This is a genomic window from Methylobacterium radiodurans (assembly GCF_003173735.1).
GTDB classification, from domain to species: Bacteria; Pseudomonadota; Alphaproteobacteria; order Rhizobiales; family Beijerinckiaceae; genus Methylobacterium; species Methylobacterium radiodurans.
Genome location: NZ_CP029551.1, coordinates 3,331,326 through 3,353,347, shown reverse-complemented (window position 1 = coordinate 3,353,347; position 22,022 = coordinate 3,331,326). Strand labels below are relative to the sequence as shown.

14 protein-coding genes are annotated in these 22,022 nt (G+C 72.3%); 6 read left to right on the top strand and 8 right to left on the bottom strand.

What is annotated here, in order from left to right; translation table 11 throughout:
- Positions 1-78: 78 nt before the first annotated feature.
- Positions 79-1,845 (top strand): diflavin oxidoreductase, encoded by a 1,767-nt coding sequence (locus tag DK427_RS15710; protein WP_109952084.1) that lies wholly within the window; start codon positions 79-81, stop codon positions 1,843-1,845.
- Between the two features lie 149 nt (positions 1,846-1,994).
- Positions 1,995-3,824, top strand: coding sequence for an NADPH-dependent assimilatory sulfite reductase hemoprotein subunit (locus DK427_RS15705; protein ID WP_109952083.1), 1,830 nt, complete (start codon positions 1,995-1,997; stop codon positions 3,822-3,824).
- 531 nt (positions 3,825-4,355) lie between these two features.
- Here DK427_RS15705 and DK427_RS15700 read toward each other — a convergent pair.
- From DK427_RS15700 to DK427_RS15685, 4 genes are all read right to left on the bottom strand, one after another.
- Complete coding sequence (locus DK427_RS15700; protein ID WP_109952082.1) at positions 4,356-6,047, bottom strand: lysine--tRNA ligase; 1,692 nt, start codon at positions 6,045-6,047, stop codon at positions 4,356-4,358.
- A gap of 39 nt (positions 6,048-6,086) precedes the next feature.
- Positions 6,087-6,638: a ribonuclease toxin HepT-like protein gene (locus tag DK427_RS15695; protein WP_245930585.1), complete on the bottom strand. Its 552-nt coding sequence runs from the start codon at positions 6,636-6,638 to the stop codon at positions 6,087-6,089.
- A complete protein-coding gene (locus tag DK427_RS15690) occupies positions 6,589-6,831 on the bottom strand; it encodes a nucleotidyltransferase domain-containing protein (RefSeq protein ID WP_109952081.1) in 243 nt (80 codons plus the stop codon). Before DK427_RS15690 ends, DK427_RS15695 begins: the two co-directional genes overlap by 50 nt.
- A gap of 175 nt (positions 6,832-7,006) precedes the next feature.
- Positions 7,007-7,864, bottom strand: coding sequence for a transporter substrate-binding domain-containing protein (locus tag DK427_RS15685; RefSeq protein ID WP_109952080.1), 858 nt, complete (start codon positions 7,862-7,864; stop codon positions 7,007-7,009).
- A gap of 110 nt (positions 7,865-7,974) precedes the next feature.
- Between DK427_RS15685 and DK427_RS15680 the strand changes: the two genes are divergently transcribed.
- Positions 7,975-9,843, top strand: coding sequence for a glycosyltransferase (locus tag DK427_RS15680; RefSeq protein ID WP_245930584.1), 1,869 nt, complete (start codon positions 7,975-7,977; stop codon positions 9,841-9,843).
- A gap of 3 nt (positions 9,844-9,846) precedes the next feature.
- Here DK427_RS15680 and DK427_RS15675 read toward each other — a convergent pair whose 3' ends face one another.
- From DK427_RS15675 to DK427_RS15660, 4 genes are all read right to left on the bottom strand, one after another.
- Positions 9,847-10,710 (bottom strand): SDR family oxidoreductase, encoded by an 864-nt coding sequence (locus tag DK427_RS15675; RefSeq protein WP_109952079.1) that lies wholly within the window; start codon positions 10,708-10,710, stop codon positions 9,847-9,849.
- Between the two features lie 8 nt (positions 10,711-10,718).
- Positions 10,719-11,891, bottom strand: coding sequence for a tRNA epoxyqueuosine(34) reductase QueG (gene queG, locus DK427_RS15670; protein WP_109952078.1), 1,173 nt, complete (start codon positions 11,889-11,891; stop codon positions 10,719-10,721).
- A 214-nt stretch (positions 11,892-12,105) separates the two neighbouring features.
- Positions 12,106-13,488: an FAD/NAD(P)-binding protein gene (locus DK427_RS15665; protein WP_109952077.1), complete on the bottom strand. Its 1,383-nt coding sequence runs from the start codon at positions 13,486-13,488 to the stop codon at positions 12,106-12,108.
- A gap of 335 nt (positions 13,489-13,823) precedes the next feature.
- Entirely contained in the window at positions 13,824-15,011 is a 1,188-nt protein-coding gene (locus DK427_RS15660; protein WP_109952076.1) for a zinc-binding metallopeptidase family protein, read from the bottom strand.
- A gap of 276 nt (positions 15,012-15,287) precedes the next feature.
- On the opposite strand from DK427_RS15660, the gene DK427_RS15655 reads away from it, so the two are divergent.
- The 3 genes from DK427_RS15655 to DK427_RS15645 are packed head-to-tail and all read left to right on the top strand — an operon-like array spanning position 15,288 to position 21,993.
- Positions 15,288-18,560, top strand: a complete 3,273-nt coding sequence (locus DK427_RS15655; RefSeq protein WP_109952075.1) for a transglutaminase family protein — start codon at positions 15,288-15,290, stop codon at positions 18,558-18,560.
- On the top strand, positions 18,557-21,091 hold the full coding sequence (locus DK427_RS15650) for a circularly permuted type 2 ATP-grasp protein (protein ID WP_109952074.1): 2,535 nt from the start codon (positions 18,557-18,559) through the stop codon (positions 21,089-21,091). Before DK427_RS15655 ends, DK427_RS15650 begins: the two co-directional genes overlap by 4 nt.
- On the top strand, positions 21,088-21,993 hold the full coding sequence (locus DK427_RS15645) for a transglutaminase family protein (RefSeq protein ID WP_109952073.1): 906 nt from the start codon (positions 21,088-21,090) through the stop codon (positions 21,991-21,993). Before DK427_RS15650 ends, DK427_RS15645 begins: the two co-directional genes overlap by 4 nt.
- Positions 21,994-22,022 lie beyond the last annotated feature (29 nt).

Below are 22,022 nucleotides of genomic sequence, written 5' to 3'. Positions count from 1 at the left end.
TTTTCTACGCCGGCACGGTTCTGTAAAAAGAACGTTCCCCGTTGACAGAAGCCTCGTGTACGACGACATGGTCCCCTGATGTCACGCCAAGCCATACTCCCCCGCACCGCGCCCTTCGCCGACAGCGAGCGCGCCAGTCTCGACGCGGTGCTCGGCGCCGCGACGCCGATCCAGCGCGCTTGGCTCGCCGGGTTCCTCGCGGGCCTCGACGCCGCGGGCGGCCAGCCCGCCGCCGTGCCGGCCGCTCCCCCGAAGGCCGCCGAGCCGCTGACGATCCTGTTCGCCAGCGAATCCGGCAACTCGGAGAAGCTCGCGGGCGACGTGGGCAAGCTCGCGCGCAAGCAGGGCTTCAAGCCGAAGGTGGTGGATTTCGCTGACCTCGACCTCGCGACCCTGCCGAAGGCCGGCAAGATCGTGGCCATCGCCGCGACCTGGGGCGAGGGCGAGCCGCCGGCCCGGGCCGTGCGGGCCTACGGCGAGCTGATGGGTGACGCGGCGCCCCGCCTCGACGGCGTGGCATTTGCGGTGCTGGCGCTCGGCGACACGAGCTACGCGGAGTTCTGCGCCATCGGCAAGGCGCTCGACGCCCGCTTCGAGGCGCTGGGGGCCAAGCGCGCGGCGGAGCGTGCCGACCTCGATCTCGATTTCGAGAAGCCCGCCGCCGACTGGATCAAGGCCACGCTGAAGGCGCTCGCGCCCGCGCCCGCCGACAACGTGGTGGCGGTCGATTTCGCTCGCGCGGCCGGGGCCGAGGACGAGGATGCCGAGCCCAGCCGCGAGCCCCACGTGGTCGAGGTCGTCGAGCACGTGAACCTCAACTCCTCGCGCTCCGACAAGGAGACGATCCACCTCGCGCTGGCCTTCGAGGACGGCGCGCCGGCCTACGAGCCGGGCGATTCGCTGGAGATCTACCCCGAGAACGACCCGCAACTCGTGGAAGAGATCCTCAAGGCTGCGGAGCTTGAGGGCGACGAGGCCCTGCGCAAGGCGCTCATCGCCGAGCGCGACATCACCACCCTCTCGGCCGCCACGATCGAGCGCTTCGTCAAAGCGACGGGCCACGAGGAGGCGCGCAAGCTCGTCGAGAGCGGCGAGGCGCGCGCCTGGATCGAGGGCCGTCAGCTCATCGACCTGATCGAGACCTACCCGGCCAAGCTCACCGGCGAGCACCTCAACGCCATCACCCGTCCGCTGCCGCCGCGGGCCTACTCGATCGCCTCCTCGCGCAAGGAGGTGGGTGACGAGGTCCACCTGACGATCGCCGCCGTGCGCTACGAGACCCACGGGCGCGCCCGCTCCGGCGTCACCTCGGTGCACGTGGCCGACCGCATCCGCGACGGCGCCAAGCTGCGGGTGCGGCTGAAGCCGAACCGCCATTTCCGCTTGCCGCAGGATCCCGCCACCGACATCATCATGGTCGGGCCCGGCACTGGCGTGGCGCCCTTCCGCGCCTTCGTGCAGGAGCGCCGCGCGACGGAGGCTCCCGGCCGGTCCTGGCTGTTCTTCGGCGACCGCCAGTTCACCCACGACTTCCTCTACCAGCTGGAGTGGCAGGAGGCTCTGGAGGACGGTTCGCTGACCAAGATCGACGTGGCCTTCTCGCGCGACCAGCCCGAGAAGATCTACGTGCAGGACCGGATCACCCAGAACGCCGCCGAGTTGGTCTCATGGCTCGACGGCGGCGCCCATCTGTACGTCTGCGGCGACGCCAAGAACATGGCGCGCGACGTGCGGGCCGCGGTGGTGAAGGCCTACGAGACCGCCAAGGGCCTGAGCCCGGCCGACGCCGAGGCGCAGGTCGCGGCCCTGGAGCGCGGCCACCGCTACCAGCAGGACGTGTACTAGGGACCTGACGCTCGCCCGGAGGGCGAGCAACCCCGGACCGGGGCGGGAGGCAGCCTCCCGGACACCAAGCCTCACGCTCTCTCTGCCCCGCGGCCTCGAGGCCCCGGCGAGGGAGAGACTTACGCTTTCGACGATATTGGATTCGTTCCATGGACGACCACAGCCCCCGCGACGCCGACGCCCCGGTCGAAACTCCGGCCGAGCGCACCTACGAGACGCCCCCGACCGAGCGGCCGATCACCGACGCGGAAGCCGCGCGCGCGGCCCAGCTCTCGGCCAACGAGCACATCAAGATCGCCAGCGGCTATCTTCGCGGCACGCTCGCCGACGGCCTGCTGAAGCACGCCACCGGGGCGATCTCGGACGATGACGGGCAGCTCGTGAAGTTCCACGGGATGTACCTGCAGGACGATCGCGACATCCGGGCCGAGCGCACCAAGAAGAAGCTCGACAAGGCCTACAGCTTCATGATCCGCCTGCGCATCGCGGGCGGCGTGGTGACGCCGAAGCAGTGGCTGATCCTCGACGACATCGCGCGCACCTACGCGGGCAACGCGCTGCGCGCCACCACGCGCCAGACCTTCCAGTACCACGGCGTCATCAAGTCGAACCTGAAGCGCACGATGGCGGCCATCGACGCGGCGCTCCTCGACACGATCGCGGCCTGCGGCGACGTCAACCGCAACGTGATGGCGGCGACGAACCCGGCCCAGACCGGTGCCCACAAGGCGGCCTACCAGCTCGCCAAGGACATCTCGGACACGCTGCTGCCGAAGACCAGCGCGTGGCGCGAGATCTGGCTCGACGGCGAGCGCGTGGTCGGCGGCGAGGAGGCGGCCGAGATCGAGCCGGTCTACGGCCGGACCTACCTGCCCAGGAAGTTCAAGACGGTCGTCGCCGTGCCGCCCTCGAACGAGGTCGACATCTTCGCCCACGACCTCGGCTTCATCGCGATCCTCGACAAGAAGAACAAGCTCACGGGCTGGAACGTGACGGTCGGCGGCGGCATGGGCATGACCCACGGCGAGACCGACACCTTCCCGCGCACCGCCGACGTGATGTGCTTCGTCAAGCCCGAGGACGCCCTGAAGGCGGCGGAAGCCGTGATGACGGTGCAGCGCGACTGGGGCAACCGCAAGGTCCGCAAGAACGCCCGCCTCAAGTACACGATCGAGCGCTACGGCCTCAAAGCCTTCCGGGCCGAGGTGGAGAAGCGCGTCGGCAAGCCGCTCGCCGACCCGAAGCCCTTCACGTTCACGGGCAACGGCGACCGCTACGGCTGGGTCGAGGGCGAGGACGGGCGCCACCACCTTACGCTCTACGTGCCCTCCGGCCGGATCAAGGACGTCGAGGGCGGGCCGCAATTCCTCACCGGCTTCCGCCGCATCGCCGAGGTGCACGAGGGCGATTTCCGCCTCACGGGCAACCAGAACGTGATCGTCGCCAACGTGCCGGCGGAGAAGCGCGCCGAGATCGACGCGCTGGTGGCCGAGTACGGCCTGACCAACGGCGCCGGGGCGCTGCGGCGCAGCTCGATCGCCTGCGTGGCGCTGCCGACCTGCGGCCTCGCGCTCGCCGAGAGTGAGCGCTACCTGCCGGATCTCATCTCCGAGCTGGAGGAGAGCCTGGCGAGCCACGGCTTGCAGGACGAGGAGATCACGATCCGCTCGACCGGCTGCCCGAACGGCTGCGCCCGGCCCTTCATCGCCGAGATCGGCCTCGTCGGCCGCGGTCCCGAGCGCTACCACCTCTATCTCGGCGCCGCCTTCGACGGGTCGCGGCTGAGCAAGCTCTACCGCGAGGACGTCCAGGCCTCGGAGATCCGCGGCATCCTCGACCCGCTCTTCGCCGACTACGCCCGGCACCGGCAGCCGGGCGAGCATTTCGGCGACTTCGTCATCCGCGCCGGCCACGTGGCCAAGACCGGCAACGGTCCGGACTTCCACGCGCGGATCGGGGCACTGAAGCCCGCCGCCTGAGGTGAGCGGGACGCGCTGTCCCTCTCATCGACGATGCTCTGTTTCCTGCCTCCTCCGGATACGGCCCGGAGGAGACGCGGGTTCTCTCGCGCGTGCGGATTGCTCGGCGAAGGTTTGAGCGGGTCCTGGCTCCTGCTTGGCTTGCTCTACGCGGGTGAGAGGTCTGTGGCCTGGGCCGCGTGTGCTGCCATTCGCGGGTGGCCAGCACCGGCGATCGTCCGGCCTTTGTGGCGTTTACAAGCTGTACCGGGCCTGCCGGCTCGGGGCGGCCCGAGCGTCAGGACCCGGCCCGCGGCCGCGTACCGGATCCCGGCGCGAACCGCATCCGGCCCACCGCTGCCAATCTTCCAAGCTTGCGCAAGCCGCCACGCACTTCCCGAGGAGCAATCCGCACGGGAGAGGGCGCGCAGCGCAGTTCTGGCTTGATCCAAACCCGCCGGCCCTCGCTGGGATCAGGAGCGGACGTGTGGATCCGGTGGACCCCTGGGAGCGGGAACCCGCCGCAGCCGACGTGACCGGCCGGAAACAGCCTCAGGCCGCCGTCCGTCCCGCCGTAAAGGCGGTGTGCCCCGCGATCAGCCCGCCCGAGAGCGCCTCGGCGATCAGGGCGCGGGTCTCCTCGACGCCGTAGAGCGCCACGAAGGAGCCGAAGCGGGGCCCGCGCGCCTCGCCGAACAGCACGTTGTAGATCGTACCGAACCACGCCTGCGAGACGCCCGGCCGCCCGTCCGGGCTCTTGGCCTTGCCGGAGAGGTCAGGGAAGTGGCGCCGCCCGACCTCGTAGACCACCGCCTGCAAGGCCTCCGGATCGGTCGAGCCGGCATGCGGTGCCAGCGTCTCCGCCAAATCCTCCAGCGCCGCCCGCTCCTCCGGGGTCGGCTCGCGGTAGGTCTTGGCCGGGCGCACGAAGTCCCGGAAGTAGGCGAGCGCGTGCCCGACCAGCCGGTCGAGATAGGGGTGCGTCTCCGGCCCGATCCCGGGGGCGTAGCGCCGGATGAAGCCCCAGAGCACCGCCTTGTCCTCGGTGTTGGCCACCGCCGCGAGGTTCAGCAGCATCGCGAAGTTGACGCCCCCGCCCTCGACGCGCTCCGGCTCCGGCGGCGCGCCCGCGTGCAGGTGCCAGACCGGGTTGCCGAGCCGCAGCTTGGCGTCCTGGCCCCGGTAGCGGTCGAGGAAGTTCAGGTACTCGTCGACGTGGCGCGGGATCACGTCGAAGAACAGGCGCTTGGCCTCGCGCGGCTTGTTGTACATGAACAGCGCCAGCGAGTCGGGCGTGCCGTAGGCGAGCCACTCGTCGATGGTGAGCCCATTGCCCTTCGATTTCGAGATCTTCTGGCCGCGCTCGTCGAGGAAGAGCTCGTAGTTGAAGCCTTCCGGCGGCTCGGCCCCGAGCGCGCGGGCGATCTGGCCCGAGAGCTTGACCGAGTCGATTAGGTCCTTGCCGGCCATCTCGTAGTCGATGCCGAGGGCCACCCAGCGCATCGCCCAATCGGGCTTCCACTGCAGCTTGGCGTGGCCGCCCGTCAGCGGGGTCTCGTAGGCCTCGCCGGTCGCGGGGTCGCGCCAGGCGAGCGTGCCCGTGGCGGCATCCACGCGGTCGATCGGCACCTGCATCACGTGGCCGGTCACCGGGTGGATCGGCAGGAAGGGCGAGTAGCTCGCCGAGCGCTCGGCGCGTAGCGAGGGCAGCATGATGTCCATCACCGCCTGGTAGCGCTCGGCCACCAGCAGGAGCGTCGCGTCGAAGGCGCCCGAGCGGTAGCATTCCGTCGCCGAGCGGAACTCGTAGTCGAAGCCGAAGGCGTCGAGGAAGCGGCGCAGCTCCGCGTTGTTGTGCGCGCCGAAGCTGTCGTGCGTCCCGAAGGGGTCGGGCACCTTCGTGAGCGGCAGGTTGAGCGCGCCCTGCAGCAGCTCGCGGTTCGGCACGTTGTCCGGCACCTTGCGCAGGCCGTCCATGTCGTCCGAGAAGGCGATGAGCCGGGTCGGCACCGCGTCCTTCGTCAGCACCCGGAAGGCGTGGCGCACCATTGAGGTGCGGGCGACCTCGCCGAAGGTGCCGATATGCGGCAGGCCCGAGGGGCCGTAGCCCGTCTCGAAGAGGATCTCCGACTTGGGCTTGCGCTCCAGCCGCGCGACGAGCTTGCGCGCCTCCTCGAAGGGCCAGGCGGCGGCGTGCGCGGCGGCCTCGATCAGGTCGGGGTCGAGGGTGAGCGGGGCGGGCATGAAGCGGTACGTTCCAGCATGTGCCGAGAACCCGCCTCACTAAGGCAGGGGCGCCGGACGGGTCAACGCGGGGGGCTCATGCCGGCGCTGCGCCGGATGGGACACCGGGATCACCGGCGAGGGCGCGCTCCAACGCACGCACGGCCACGACATAGGCCGGGAAGGTCGCCCGCATCCGCGCAAGACTTTCGTCGGTCCTGGCCGGATCGAGGTCGAACCCGTAGCGGTGCCGGACCCGGCGCCGAAGCCCTTCAGCTCGGTCAGCGAGAGGTAGAGGGCGTCGTCCAGCAGCGGTGGTCTGAGACCGACGACGGCGGCGCGCATCTGGTCGAGCAGGTCCTGATGCGAGGTCTCGCCGGTCGGGACCGTGCCGTCGATGTCGTTGGCAAGGCTGAGCAGCGTGTCCTCAATGCCGTTGTAGACGTTATGGACGGCCCCGGCGGTCGCCGTCATGCGGCCCCAGGCGTTGACCGCCTCCGGCGGCAACGCATCGTACTGCGCCGGAAAGGTATCGAGGTTCCGGAACTCGCGCGCGGCACGCTCAAGCTTCGGTCCGAGCTTCGCGAAGGCGGGATGCGATGACGCGATCATGCTCGAAAGCCTCCCGCTGCTCCTGCGTGAGATCGCAGGCGAAGATCAGATCGTAAGGGATGCCGGTGCCCCGCAGGATGCTTGCCAGCGCGCGCTCCACCTCCGCCCGCTCGGCCGGACCGACCGGACTCTCGACCAGGATCTCGATGTCCGAGTGCAGGCGGAAGCGGCCCGTCGCGAGCGAGCCGATCACGGAGGCGCGCTGACCGAGCGCGCCGAGGGCCGCGAGGCAGCGGGCGCTCAGGATCTCCGCCCGCCGACGCCGCTCCGCGCTGCGAGGATCTCCGCAAGTCGGCTCGTGGGTGCCATGACCGATTCCCGTTCGCCTCCAGCCGCTCGTTGCGCAGGTTAGGGGATTTCTGCCTTCATCAGAACGGGCTGACCGGGAAGAAGCGCAGGTACAGCTCCGCGTACTTGCCGTCGTCCCACAGGCGCTGGAGCGCGTCGTCGAGGGCGCGGGACAGCGCCGCGTCCTCCTGGCGGGTGACGAGGCCGATCCCTTCCCCGAAATAACGGTTCTCCAGGTAGTCGCCGCCCGTGAAGGCGCAGCACCCGGCCGCTTCCTGGCCACCGAGCCAGAGGGCTAGGTTGACCCCGTCCGCGAACAGGTACTCGGTCTCGCCCCGCTTCAGCGCGCCCTCGGCGGCGGCGAGGTCGGTGAAGTCCTTCACCTGCGCCTTCGGGAAGAAGGCCCGGAGATAGGCCGCGTGGGCGCTGCCCGCGATCACGCCCACGCTCCGGCCCGCGAGCCCCTCGGGTGAGGGCGGCGGCAGGGGCGCGCCCGTGCGGGCGGCGAAGCGGGCGGGCCAGCGGAAATAGGGCCGCGTCGCCAGGAACTTTTCCCGGAGCGTCGGGGTCAGCGGGATCGCCGCCGCCACCACGTCGCCCTGCCGCTCGTTCAGGGCGTCGAGCAGCGTGTCGAAGCGGCGCGCCTGCACCGTGCAGGTGATCGCGAGGCGCTCGCACACGGCGCGGGCGAGCTCCACCGAGAAGCCGGTCGGCGCCCCGTCGGGCCCGGCGAAGTGCAGCGGCGGGAACTCGTCGTCGGTGAGGAAGCGGACCGGCCGGCCGGTCTGGGGCGCCTCGACCCGCTCGCCGCGCGCGCGCGGATTCCAGAAGTTTGGGATCTTCACGACCTCGGAGGAGGTGGGCTCGGCCCGGATCTGTTGCGTACCGGACGCGCAGATCAGAATTGCCGCGAGGATCAGCCGAAATCGTGCCATCATGCCGGACGCGTCTTGACGGGATAACAGTCCTAGTGTCCGCTGGCCCCGGTCAGGCGGCTCGGCTCGCCCGCCTGTCTAGCACGTTCCGCGGGCCGCGGGAGCGGGTGACCGTGTCGTTCCTGCGCCTCCTGCTCAAGCCCGCCGCCGACGCGCCGGCCCTGCCGCCCGAGATCGCCTTCCTGCTCTGGGAGGGGGTGCCCGCCGCCGACCTCGCCCGTGCCGCCGAGTTCGCCCGGACGAGCGGGACCGACGCGGCGACCGCAATGCTCAATGCCGGCTGGATCGCCGAGGAGGAGTACTACCGCGCGCTCGCCCGGGCGCTCGGCGCCCCCTTCCTCGACGGCGCGATCCCGTTCGGCCCGGGCCTGCGCTACCCCGACAGCCTCCTGGCCGGGCTCGCGCCGCTCGCCACGGGCGCCGCAGCGCCCTGCGTCCTGGCGCCCCGCGGACCGCAGGTCGCTGAACTCCTCGAGACCGGCTACCGGCGCGGCATGCCGGCGATCACCACGCCGACGCGGCTGCGCGAGGCGGTGTTCGCGGCGCGCGGGCCCGAGATCGCGGCCTACGCGGCGGACAACCTGCAGCGCCGGGCGCCCCACTGGGCCTTCGGGCGCGAGCCGGCCAACCGCTGGCTGCTGTTCCTCTTCCTGCTCGCCTGCACCGGGCTCTGCCTGTTCGCCGCGCTGCCGCCGATGCTGGCGCTGGCCGTGACGGTCGCGGTGCAGCTCGTGTTCCTGGCGATGACGGGCCTGCGGATCGGCGCCGCCTTCCTGGGGGCCGGGATGATCGCGGGGCGCGTGCGGCCGCTCACGGATGCGGAGCTGCCCACCTACACGGTGATGATCGCGATGTACCGCGAGGCGGCGGTGGTGGACCGCCTCGTCCGGGCGCTCGCCCGGCTCGACTATCCGCGCTCGAAGCTCGACGTGAAGTTCCTGATCGAGGCGGACGACACAGAGACCGCGCGGGCGCTCGCCCGCTACCCTTTCCCGGCCCGGTTCGAGACGGTGGTGATGCCGCCGGGCCTGCCCCGGACGAAGCCGCGGGCCCTCAACGCGGCTCTGCCGCTCGTCCGCGGCAGCCTGCTCGTGGTCTACGACGCCGAGGACGTCCCGGCGGAGAACCAGCTCCGGCTCGCCGCCGCGCTCTTCGCGCGCTCCCCCGCCAGGACGGCAGCGCTGCAGGGCCGGCTGCTCGTCGACAATCCGGGCGATTCCTGGTTCGCCCGCTTCTTCACGCTGGAATATCTCGGGCTGTTCGGGGTGCTGAACCCGGCGCTCGCGCGCTGGCGCCTGCCGATGCCGCTCGGCGGCACCTCGACGCATTTTCGCACGCGGATCCTGCGCGAGCTGCACGGATGGGATGCCTGGAACGTCACCGAGGACGCCGATCTCGGCGTCCGCCTCGCGCTCGCCGGCTACGATGTCGGCGACCTGCCGAGCAGCACCGTCGAGGAGGCGCCGGTGCGCGGGCGGGCCTGGCTCCATCAGCGGGTGCGCTGGATCAAGGGCTTCCTCCAGACCAGCCTGACGCACGGACGAGCGCCGCTGGAGACGCTCCGCCGGCTCGGCCCGGTGCGGGGGCTGACGGCTCTGGCGCTGGTGCCCGGCGCCGTGCTCTCCGCGCTGGTCTACCCGCTCTACCTCGTGCTGACGACCTACGACCTGTTCCTGCGCGCGCAGCCGGAGGCGCCGACCCTGCTGGCGCGTCTGCCGCAGGGTCTCTCCATGTTGCTCTTCGTGGCCGGGTTCTTCGCCCTGATGCTGCCCGCGGCGCTCGGCTGCGTCCGACGCGGCTGGCTCGACCTGATCGTCTGGGTGCCCTTGATGCCGATCTACTTCTGCTGCGTCAGCCTCGCGGCCTGGCTCGCCGTGTTCGAGCTGGTGCGGGCACCCAACCGCTGGAACAAGACCGAGCACGGGCTCGCCCGAAGCTCCCGCAGCGGGCTGCTGCACCCGGGCCGGAAGGCGCCCGCCTGAGGCCTACCCGGCATCCTTCAGGGCCGCGAGGCCTTCCCGGTAGGTCGGGAAGGCCAGTTCCACGCCGAGTTCCTCCCGGATCAGGCGGTTCCGCACGCGCTTGTTCTCGCCGTAGAAGCTGCGGGCCATCGGGCTGAGATCGGCGGTCTCGAAATCGACCTCCGGCGGCAGCGGCAGGCCCGCGATCCCGGCGGCGTACGCGGTCACCACCTGCGGGGGCGCCGGCTCGTCGTCGGTGACGTTGTAGACGGCGCCCGGTCGGGGGCGGTCGATCGAGGCGCTGAGCGTCGCCGCGATGTCGTCGATGTGGATCCGGTTGAAGACCTGTCCCTGCTTGACGATGCGCTGCGAGCGGCCCTCGCGCAGCTTCACGATCGGGTTGCGGCCCGGTCCGTAGATGCCCGACAGCCGGAAGACCTGCACGGATTTCCCCGTCTCGCGGCCGAGGTCGAGCCAAGCGTTCTCCACCGCGAGGCGCATCCGCGAGCGGGCGCTGAGGGGCGCGGGCTCGGTCGCCTCGTCGATCCAGGCGCCGCCGTGATCGCCGTAGACGCCGATCGTCGAGAGGTAGCCGATCCAGCGGATGCGGCTGCCCACGATGGCCTCGCGGTAGGCGCGCAGCACCGGGTCGCCCTCAGGCTGCGGCGGCACCGAGACGAGGAGCACGTCGGTCTCCGCGAGATCCTCCGCGATGCACGGATCCGCACCCTCCGGCCCGAAGGCGCGCACCGCGAAACCTGTCTCATCCGAGAGCGCGCGGGCCTTCTCCGGATCGGTGACGCTCGCCCGGATCTGCCCGAAGCGCCCGCGCTGGCTCTCGGCGAAGCGCCGGGCCGAGAAGCCGAGGCCGAAGACGAACAGGTTCATGGGTCTTCTCAAGTCTCCGGATCCCGCGCGAGCGCCGCCCGCCACTCCGCCCGCACGTGCGGGTCGGCCTCGCCCGCGCCGTGCCGGGCGTGCAGCGCGGCGAGCGCCGAGCCGTCGAGGTAGCGCGCGGCGGCCCAGACGGCCATGCCCCGCACGAGCGGCGAGGGGTCGGCGAGATGGTCGAGGGCCGCGGCGCCGAGGGCCGGGTCGCCCGCGTTGCCGATGGCGATCAGCACGTTGCGCAGGAAGCGGTCGCGGCCGGTGCGCTTGACCGGCGTGCCGGCGAAGCGCGCCCGGAACGCCGCGTCGTCGAGGCCCGCCAGCTCCGCGAGGGGCGGCGCGGCAAGGTCGTCGCGGGCGCTCATCCGGGCATCCGCCGCCGCGTGCGCGAACTTGTTCCAGGGGCAGACCGCGAGGCAGTCGTCGCAGCCGAAGATCCGGTTGCCCATCGGGCGCCGGAACTCCTCCGGGATCGGGCCGGCATGCTCGATGGTGAGGTAGGAGAGGCAGCGCCTGGCATCGAGCCGGTAGGGCGCGGGGAAGGCGTCCGTCGGGCAGACGTCGAGGCAGGCGCGGCAGGAGCCGCAATGTCCGCGGCCGGGCGCGTCCGGCTCCATCGCGGCGGCGCTGTAGATCGCGCCCAGCAGGAGCCAGTTGCCGTGCTCGCGCGAGAGCAGCACCGTGTGCTTGCCCTGCCAGCCGAGGCCGGCGGCTTCCGCCAGCGGCTTCTCCATCACGGGGGCGGTGTCGACGAAGACCTTCACGGGTCGGCCGGACTTGGCGGAGAGGTAGCCGCCGAGTTCCTTCAGCTTGCCCTTCAGCACCTCGTGGTAGTCACGCCGCTGCGCGTAGGCCGCGATCGCGCCGCGGTCGCGGCGGGCGAGGAGGTCGAGCGGGTCGCTCTCGGGCCGGTAGCTCATGGCGAGCACCCAGACGCTGGCCACCTCCGGCCAGAGCGTCGCCGGGTCGGCGCGCTGGTCGGCGCGCTCGGCCATCCAGCCCATCTCCCCCTGTGCGCCCTGGGCGAGCCACGCGGCGAGGCGCTCGGGCAGCAGCGGCACCGCGTCGGGCGTGGTGAGGCCGAGCGCGCAGAAGCCGAGGGCGCGGGCCCGCGCCTCGACCAGCCGACGCAGGTCGGCGCCGGCAAAGGTTCGCTTGGGTGTAGGGCCCTGCACGCTCATCCGGGCTCGCCGCGCTCGCCGGGGCAACCCGGCGACGGCGCCGCTCTATCCCATCGGGCGCCGGGATCCCACGGGATCCCACGTCCCAGCAGCGGGCGCGCGGTGTCGCGGCCTGGAGCCGTTCCCGATCACGGTGCAATCGAGAACGGCTCCAAGTTCTTGTTGTGACGCGCGCTCTCTCGCCGAACCGGCATCCGCTTCGGCGGAGAGCGCCCTAGCCGCGCACGCTCGCTGCCACGGCCCGGGCGAGCTGGGCCGCCTGGTTGCGGATGTCGGGCACGGCGGTGCACTCCCAGAACACGCCGCGGATGAGCGGCCCGAGGGTCCAGAGCGGGGCGGGCGCCTCGCCGGTTCCGATCACCGAGAGATCGGGTCGCACGTCGAGGCCGATGCCGAAGGGGCCCGGCCGCGCCAGCCCGCGGCCGATCAGCCGGCGCAGGAGCGGGTCGGCGGTCTCGGCAACCCGGCCGATGCCGCGGGCGTCGAGGATGCACTGCACCGCGAAGGTCTCGGGCTCCCGCGCCCAGCGCGGCCGGCAGGTGACCAGGGCCTCGTCGGGCCGGTCCTCGATCGAGAGGAGCCTGGCCGCCCGGACCTCGAGCGTGCCGGCCGCGATCTCGGCGGCGATCGCCGCGCCCGCGGGCGGCGCGGCGCGGTGGCGGTGCACGTCCCAGAACGGTCGCAGATGGCGCAGGAACCGCGCCTTCTCGGTCTCCGGCAGGCCGAGCCAGAGCGTGTCGGTGACCGGCCGCAGGGCGTCCAGCACCCCGTGCCAGCCGATGCCGGAAGCGGCCGCCGCCGCGATCTCCCGGCGGATCCGCCGCAGGAGCCGCGTGAGCGAGCCGCGCTCGGCCGCGGAGAAGTCCGGCAGCGGCCAGGCGCCGGCCGGCGCGTGCACGGTTGAGATCTGCCCGCGCCGCGACAGGGCGACGATGCGGCCGGAAAACCCGTGGCGGCGCAGGTTCATCACGGCGTCCACCATGCTGAGACCGGTGCCGACCACGAGGACCGTCCGGTCAGGGTGGAGCCGCCCGAACCCGTCCGGGTTCCAGGGATCGGCCCGGTGCCGGCTCGCCGGCTCCTCGGGGGCCGCGAGGTTGCCCATCGCCAGCACGGCGCCGGCGGCGGCGAAGGGCCGGCCGCCCTCGCTGCGCAGGACGAGGCGTCCGTCCTCCGGCACGATGTCGGTGATCGCCTCGTTGACGAGGTGCAGCCGTGGCGCCCCGTCGCCCGTCAGCGCCGCGGTGAGCAACTCGGAGAGGTAGCGCCCGTAGAGGCCGCGGGCCGCGAAGGTACCGGCCGGCGTCCGGCGGATCCCCTCGGCCTCGTCGGCGCCGGCGAGCCAGTCCTCGAACTGCGTCGGCCGGTCGGGGAAGGCGCTCATGTTGGCGGCGCGCACGTTGAGGAGGTGGTCCGGATTGCCCGTCGCGTAGGCACGGCCGCGCCCGAAGCGCTCGGCGCGCTCGCAGAGCAGGACCGGACGGTCCGGCGGGAGCTGCGCCAGGAGCTGGATCGCCGCCGCGGTTCCGCTGAACCCAGCCCCGATCACGGCGATCGGCAGCGGCTGTGCCTCGGAGGGAAGCGGTCGGTCTGACATCGGTCTTTCGGGAATCCGGGTCGGTGCGGGGCCCTGGCGTCACAGCGGAAGAGTAGCTCCCGTACCCCCGGGCCGCCATGGAAGGGACCTCCCTTCTCCCGGCCGGATGGCGAAGGTCGCGCGCCCCTGCTGCGCTTTGTGGAGAAGAGTTTCCGCGCGGCCGCTCCCGTCCCGGATCCCAAAGGTCGAGACCTTTGGCGGGTGCAGGCAAGGTTCTGGATCTCGGCCCTGCAGTCGAACGCCCTGTCCAGAAGAGCCGGACAGGGCTTTCGGACCCGGGGCTACGCGCCCCGGGACCCCGCCCAAGCGGCTCGCCCCTTGGGGATCCCGTGGGATCACACCGTGGGCGCGGCCACCTTCTGGCGCAGGCCCGTGATCACCGCCTTCAGGATACCGGTGCCGACCGCCTCCGGGTCCGGCGTCGGCAGGTCGCCGCGCGCCGCGTAGATGCGCTCGTGCACGAAGGCGAGCTTGGCGATCACCGCGGGCGTCAGTGTGAACGGGTAGAGCGCGTTCTGGCCCATGCTGCGCGAGAGCGAGTTGATCGCGTAGGTCAGCGGCAGCCACGCCTCGATCAGGCGGTCGAGGTCGTGGGTCTGGTAGGGATCGAAGTCGATCACCACGGGCGCGCTCACCTCCTTGCGCAGGCGCGGGCGAAGGTGCAGCTCGAAGGTCGAGGCGGTCTCCACCGTGTCGACGATGTGCAGGTAGTGGGCGAAGGTCTCGGCGAAGTCCTCCCACGGATGGCTCGTGGCATAGGTCGAGACGTAGGATTCCTCCCAGTTCGCGGGCGCGCCGTTGGCGTAGTGCGTCTTCAGGGCGGCGGCGTAGTTCAGGCTCTCGTCGCCGAACAGGGCCCGAAAGGGCTCCAGATGCGGGCTGTTCTGCACCAGCAGGTACCAGAAATAGTGCCCGATCTCGTGCCGGAAGTGGCCCAGCAGCGTCCGGTAGTGCTCGCCGAACAGCGTCCGCCGCCGCTCGCGCTCGACGTCGTCGGCCTCGGCGATGTTCATCGTGATGAGGCCGTTGAGATGGCCGGTCATCACCGGGGGGCCGCCCATGTAGGTCTCGGACGGATCGACCAGGAAGTCGAAGGCGAGGCCGTCGGTGTACTGGGCCCGGGTCGCGAGCGGCAGGTCGAGGCGCAGCAGCGAGTAGAACAGCCGGTGCTTGGCCGCCTCGACCTGCCGCCAGCGGGTGAGGTTCCAGGGAATCGTGAGGTCCGGCACCACGTGGTTGTGCCGGCAGGTGGTGCAGAAGATGTCGTTGGCCTCGTCAGGCACCAGCCAGTTGCAGGCATTGTGCCGGGCATTGGCGCAGAAGCGGTAGCGGCGGCCCGGATGCGCGTAGGCGTGGTAGACCGGGATCCCGGCCGAGCCCGGATGGGCCGAGGTGCCCACCGGCTCCAGCGCCGAGACCTCGTGCCGGTCGCAGACATAGCCCAGGCGCCGCTCGCAGCTCTCGCAGGCGGTGGCCTCGAAGGTCACCGGCTGGTCGCAGGCCTGGCACTGGAAGATCTTCATGCACGGGTTCCGAGGCAGGCCGTGTCCGCCGCGGCGGCCGTGCCGGGGGACAGGCTTATCCTGTGCCACGCCCCTCACGCGTCAAAGTGTCTTGACGGACAAAGTTCCCTTGTCTCCAACCGGGGCGTCCGACCGCCGCTCCCGACGCGCGGCGGGGCCGCATGGAAGCCGCATGGAACTTGCTTGCGGCGTCCCCCGTGTATCATCGGGCGTCGCCCCGCCGCGCGGCGGGACCGGGCGGCGTCCGCGCCCGGAAACGCTCAGACGAGACTGCCCGTGTCGATCAAAGCCGCCCTGCACCACGTCACGCATTACCGCTACGACCGGCCGATCAGCCTCGGCCCGCAGGTGATCCGCCTGCGCCCGGCCCCGCACGCGCGGGTGAAGATCCCGGCCTACGTGCTCAAGGTGACGCCGCAGAATCATTTCCTGAACTGGCAGCAGGATCCGAACGGCAACTGGCTCGCCCGTCTCGTCTTCCCGGAGAAGACCGACGAGCTGAAGATCGAGGTCGACCTGACCGCCGAGATGGCGGTGATCAACCCGTTCGACTTCTTCGTCGAGGACTACGCCCAGACGGTACCCTTCGCCTACGAGGCGGACCTGAGATCCGAGCTCGCGCCCTACCTCGCCCTCGACGAGGCGCAGGGGCCCGAGCTCGACGCCTTCCTGGCCGCGCTGCCGGAGAAGACCGGGGGCGAGACCAACACGGTGCTCTTCCTCGTGGCGCTGAACCGGGCGGTGGCGGACGCGATCGCCTACGGCGTGCGCATGGAGCCCGGCGTCCAGAGCGCCGCCGAGACCCTGACGCTGAAATCCGGCTCCTGCCGCGACTCGGCCTGGCTGATGGTGCAGATCCTGCGCCGCCTCGGCCTCGCGGCGCGCTTCACCTCCGGCTACCTGATCCAGCTCGTGCCCGACACGACGGCGGTCGAGGGACCGGAGGGCACCAAGACCGACTTCACCGACCTGCACGCCTGGGCGGAGGTCTACCTGCCGGGCGCGGGCTGGGTCGGCCTCGACGCGACCTCGGGCCTGCTCTGCGGCGAGGGCCACATCCCGCTGGCCTCGACGCCGCACTACCGCACGGCCGCGCCGATCTCGGGGCTCGCGGAGCCCGCCGAGACCGAGTTCGGCTTCGACATGGGCGTGACCCGCGTCGCCGAGTCGCCGCGCGTGACGAAGCCCTTCTCGGACGGCGTCTGGGCCGAAATGGACGCGCTCGGCGAGCGGGTCGACCGGGATCTCGCCGCGCAGGACGTGCGCCTGACCATGGGCGGCGAGCCGACCTTCGTGTCGATCGACGATTTCGAGGCGGAGGAGTGGAACACCGGGGCGGTCGGGCCGACCAAGCGCGATCTCGCCGACAAGCTGATCCACCGCCTGCGCGACCGCTTCGGGCCGGGCGGCCTGCTGCATTACGGCCAGGGCAAGTGGTACCCGGGCGAGAGCCTGCCGCGCTGGGCCTTCGGCCTGTACTGGCGCCGGGACGGCCGCCCGGTCTGGTCGGACGCCAGCCTGATCGCGCCGGAATCCGGCACCGGCGCCACCATCACGCAGGCCCGCACCTTCACCGACGCGCTCGCCGAGCGGCTCGGCCTGCGCGCCTACGTGATCCCGGCCTTCGAGGATTCGGAGCACTGGGAGAAGGAGCGCGAGCGCCTGCCCGTCAACGTCACGCCGATCCGGCCCCAGAGCGGCTCGGCCGAGTACGACGCCCGGATCAAGCGGGTCTTCACGCGCGGCTTCGGGGAGCCGACCGCCTACGTGCTGCCGCTGGCGAGCCTCGCCATGGGGGGCTTCTCCGAGCGGGCCTGGATCTCGGAGGCCTGGGACTTCCGCCGCGGCCACGCCTTCCTGGTGCCGGGCGACTCGCCCGCGGGCTTCCGCCTGCCGCTGGCCTCCCTGCCGCACGTGCCGCCCGAGAGCTTCCCCTACTACCAGCCGCAGGACCCGCTGGAGGCGCGCGGCGATCTCGACGACGCGCCGGGCCGCGGGCCCGCGCGCAACGGCAGCGAGATCGAGGGCGTGGCGGTCCGCACCGCGCTCGCGGTCGAGCCCCGCGACGGGGTGCTGCGGGTGTTCATGCCCCCGCTCCAGCGCATCGACGAGTATTTCGAGCTCGTCGGCCACGTCGAAGCGGCCGCCGCCCAGTGCCGCCAGCCGGTCCACATCGAGGGCTACGAGCCGCCCTACGACCCGCGCGTCCGCGTCATCAAGGTCACCCCCGACCCCGGCGTGATCGAGGTGAACGTGCACCCGGCCGCCTCCTGGCGCGAGGCGGTGGAGATCACCACCGGCCTCTACGAGGAGGCGCGCCAGACCCGGCTCGGCGCCGAGAAGTTCATGACGGACGGGCGCCACACCGGCACGGGCGGCGGCAACCACGTGGTCGTGGGCGGCGCGACCCCCGACGACTCGCCCTTCCTGCGGCGCCCCGACCTGCTGAAGAGCCTCGTGCTCTACTGGCAGCGGCACCCCTCGCTCTCGTACCTGTTCTCGGGCCTCTATATCGGCCCGACGAGCCAGGCCCCGCGTATGGACGAGGCGCGCCACGACGGGCTCTACGAGCTGGAGGTGGCGCTCCATCAGGTGCCGGAGCCGGACGCGCCCAACATCCCGCGCTGGCTGGTGGACCGGATCTTCCGCAACATCCTGGTGGACGTCACCGGCAACACCCACCGGGCCGAGATCTGCATCGACAAGCTCTACTCGCCGGACGGACCCACGGGGCGCCTCGGCCTCGTGGAGTTCCGCGCCTTCGAGATGCCGCCGGACGCCCGCATGAGCCTCGCCCAGCAGTTGCTGCTGCGCGCGCTGATCGCTTGGTTCTGGCGCGAGCCCCAGACCGGTGGTTGTGTCCGCTGGGGCACGGGGCTGCACGATCGCTTCATGCTGCCCCATTTTCTGGCCACTGACTTCCGCTCCGTGCTGGATGACCTCGCCCGGGCCGGCTACGCTTTCGATCCGGTCGCCTTCGAGGCGCAGAGCCTGTTCCGCTTCCCCGTCTTCGGGAAGGTGGAGCACGAGGGCGTGCATCTCGAGCTGCGGCAGGCCCTGGAGCCGTGGCACGTGCTCGGGGAGGAAGGATCGAGCGGGGGGACCGTGCGCTTCGTCGACAGCTCCGTCGAGCGCCTGCAGGTGAAGGTGACCGGCTTCGTGCCGGGGCGCCACGTCATCGCCTGCAACGGCCGCCGCCTGCCGATGACCTCCACCGGCACGGCCGGGGAGGCGGTGGCGGGCCTGCGCTTCAAGGCCTGGCAGCCGGCTTCCTCGCTCCACCCGACGATTCCGGCCCACTCGCCGCTCACCTTCGACATCCTCGACGCCTGGAGCGGGCGGGCGCTCGGCGGCTGCCGCTACCACGTCGCCCATCCGGGCGGGCGCAACTACGAGACCCATCCGGTCAACGCCTACGAGGCGGAGGGGCGCCGCCTCTCCCGCTTCCAGCCGCACGGCCACACCCCGGGCCGGGTCGCGATGCCGCGCGAGGAGGCCAATCCCGAGTTCCCGCTCACCCTCGACCTGCGGACGCCCGGGCCGCAATGACCGCGCTCGCGGAGGTGAGGGAGGCGGCGGGCGGCCCCGTGCCGCTCGCGCGCTGGACGGAGGGCTACGCGCCGCTTCCGGGCCGGCCCGACGAGTACCTCGCCCCCGACGGCACCCCGCGCGCCGCGTCCGGCGGGGCCTGGTCGCGCCTGCTCGACCATCTCGGGCGCCTCGGCGAGCCCGAGATGATGGCCCGCTTCGTCTCGGCGGAGCGGCACATCCGCGACGCGGGCATCTCGTTCCGGGTCTACGGCGACCAGCGCGAGCATGCCTGGCCGCTGGGCTCCCTGCCCCTGGTGATCGGGGCCGCCGAGTGGCGCGACCTCAGCGCGGGGCTGGTCCAGCGGGCCGAGCTGATGGAGGCGATCCTCGCCGACGTCTACGGCCCCGGCGACCTCGTGGCGGGCGGCGACCTGCCGGCCGCGGTGGTGGCGGGCTCGCCCGAGTTCCTGCGCCCGCTCCACGGGGTCGCGCCACCGGGCGGGCGCTATCTCAAGCTCTATGCCGCCGACATCGGCCGGGGCCCGGACGGGCGCTGGCGGGTGCTGGCCGACCGGACCCAGGCGCCCTCCGGCCTCGGCTGGGCGCTGGAGAACCGGATGGTGCTGGCCCGCGCCTTCCCAGACATCTTCGAATCCTGCCACGTCGAGCGCTTCCCGGCCTTCTTCCAGGCGTTTCGCGACGGCCTCGCGGCGGGTGCCGAGCGGGCGGACCCGCGCATCTGCCTGCTGACCTCGGGCCCCTACAGCAGCACCTACGTGGAGCAGGCCGCACTTGCCCGCTATCTCGGCTTGATGCTGGTCGAGGGGGACGACCTCGTGATGCAGGACGGGCGGCTGCACGTCCGCACCGTCTCGGGGCTGAAGCGCTGCGATGCCCTCTGGCGCCGGATCGACGCCGACTACCTCGACCCGCTGGAGCTGAACCCCGCCTCGCGGCTCGGCGTGCCGGGCATCCTCGAGGCGCTGCGCAACGGCAGCCTCGTGATGGCCAACATGCCGGGCTCGGGCCTCGTCGAGTCGGGCGCCCTCGAACCCTATCTCGACGGCATCGCACGGCGCATGCTCGGCGAGCCCCTGCGGCTCGCCGGCCCGCCAACCTGGTGGTGCGGCGACCCGGACGGGCTGGCCCATGTGCGCGACAACCTCGACGCCCTGACGCTGCGCCCGGCCGCCACGCCCCAGCGCGGGGCCGGCCGCGACGCGCTGCTCGGGCCCCAGACGCTTGCCGCCGACCGGGCGCGCGCGGTGGCGGCGCTGAACGAGCGCCCCTTCGACTATGTGGGCCAAGCGCTCGGGCCGCTCTCGACCATGCCGGGCTGGGAGCGCACCGATCGGGGCCTGCGCCTCGTGCCGCGTCCCTTCGTGCTCCGGGTCTTCGCCGCCCGCACGCCCTCGGGCTGGCAGGTGATGCCGGGCGGGTTCTGTCGCGTCGCCGAGCGCGACGACGTGGACCCGACCGAGATGCGCCTCGGCATCCGGGCCGCCGATGTCTGGGTCCTCTCCGAGACGCCCGTCGAGACGCCGACCCTGATCCAGGGCCGCCCGCCCCGGGTGCGGCGGCTGGCCGGCCACCTGCCCTCGCGGGCCGCCGACGGCCTGTTCTGGTTCGGCCGCTACACCGAGCGGTCCGAGGCGGTGATCCGCCTCGTGCTCGCCCATCTCCGGAGCGTGGGCGACGCCGTCGTCACCGACATCGCGGGCGGCGCGCACGCTCCGACCGCGGCCCGCATCCGCCGCCTGATCGCCGAGTGGGGCGCCGGAAGCAGTCCCGACCTGCCGACGGCCGCCCTCGCCCAGGAGGCGCTCTCCGGGCGCGCGGTGCCGGGCTCGGCCCGCGCCCATATCGAGTCGGCCCGGCGCAACGCCGCCAAGCTCCGCAACCGCCTCTCGGGCGAGGCTTGGCGGGTGCTGGCCGACCTCGTGGACCTGCTCGCCCTCGATCCGGGCCGGGCCTTCACCGAATCGCAGCTCCTCGGCCGGGCCGAGCGTGCGCTGAGCCACCTCGCGGCGCTGTCGGGCCTCGCCCACGAGAACATGAGCCGGGCGGCGGGCTGGCACTTTCTCGATCTCGGCCGGCGCATGGAGCGGGCGATCAACACCTGCGATTTCGCGCTCGCGCTCGCCGACGACGAGGCCACGCCCGAGAGCCTCGGGGTGATGCTGGCGCTCTGCGACTCGCAGCTCAGCTACGGCTCCCGCTACCTGCAGGGCGTGGCGCTCGACCCCGTGCGCGACATGGTCCTGCTCGATCCCTACAACCCGCGCTCGGTGGCCTTCCAGGCGGAGGCGATCGCCCGCCACCTCGCCGACCTGCCCGCCCTCACGGCCGACGGCGTGCCGGAGCCCCATTGCCGGCTCTCCGCCCGCATCCTGGCGGAGTTCCGCAGCGGCGAGGCCGCCGATTTCGACGCGGTCGGCATGGCCCGCATGGAGGGCGAGCTGGAGCGGCTCGCCGACGCGATCGCCGGCCGCTACTTCCCGGCCGGCCCCCAGGCCGCGCGTCCGGAAAAGCTCGGGGGGCTCGGGTGATCTACACGCTGCGCCACCGCACCACCTACCGCTACGCCCGGCCCGTGCGCTTCGCCCGCTGCTCCCTGCGGCTGAAGCCGCAGGACGGCGAGGGCCAGACCGTGCTGGCGAGCGCGGTGACGATCGAGCCGAGCCCGGCCAGCGCCGTCACCCGGCGCGACTATTTCGGCATCGAGGCGCTGGGCATCCGCCTCGACACGCCCCACGCCGAGTTCGCGGTCGAGGCCAATTCCCGGGTCGCGGTCGATCGCCCCTCGCCGCCTGAGCCGGAAGCCGGTCCGGCCTGGGACGCGGTGCGCGACGCCGTGCTGGCGAGCCGCGACCTCTCGGGTCAGGCGCCCGTGCACTTCCTGTTCCCGAGCGCCCGCGTGCCCCTGGTGCCGGCGGTGACGGACTACGCGCGGCCGAGCTTCCGTCCGGGCCGCAGCGCCTACGGGGCCGCCCACGACCTGATGCGCCGGATCCGGGCCGATTTCCGCTTCGATTCGGGCGCCACCGCCGTCGACACGCCGCTGGCCGAGGCGTTCCGGCTCCGCGCCGGCGTCTGCCAGGACTTCGCCCACGTGATGATCGCGGGGTTGCGCGGCCTGGGCCTGCCGGCTGCCTATGTCAGCGGGTACCTGCGCACCACACCGCCCCCGGGCCGCCCGCGGCTCCAGGGAGCGGATGCGAGCCACGCCTGGGTCGCGGTCTGGTGCGGTGAGCGCTGGCTGGGCCTCGACCCGACGAACGACTGCGCCGTGGGCAACGACCACATCGTGGTGGCGCGCGGGCGCGACTACGGCGACGTCGCCCCGATCGACGGCATCGTCACCGCCTCGGGGCGGCAGCGGCTGCGCGTCGAGGTGGACGTGATCCCGGAGGGGGAGGAGGCCGGGGCCGCCCTCGCGCTGGCGGTCTAGGGGGCTCTCCCTCCCACCTCTGGGGGAGG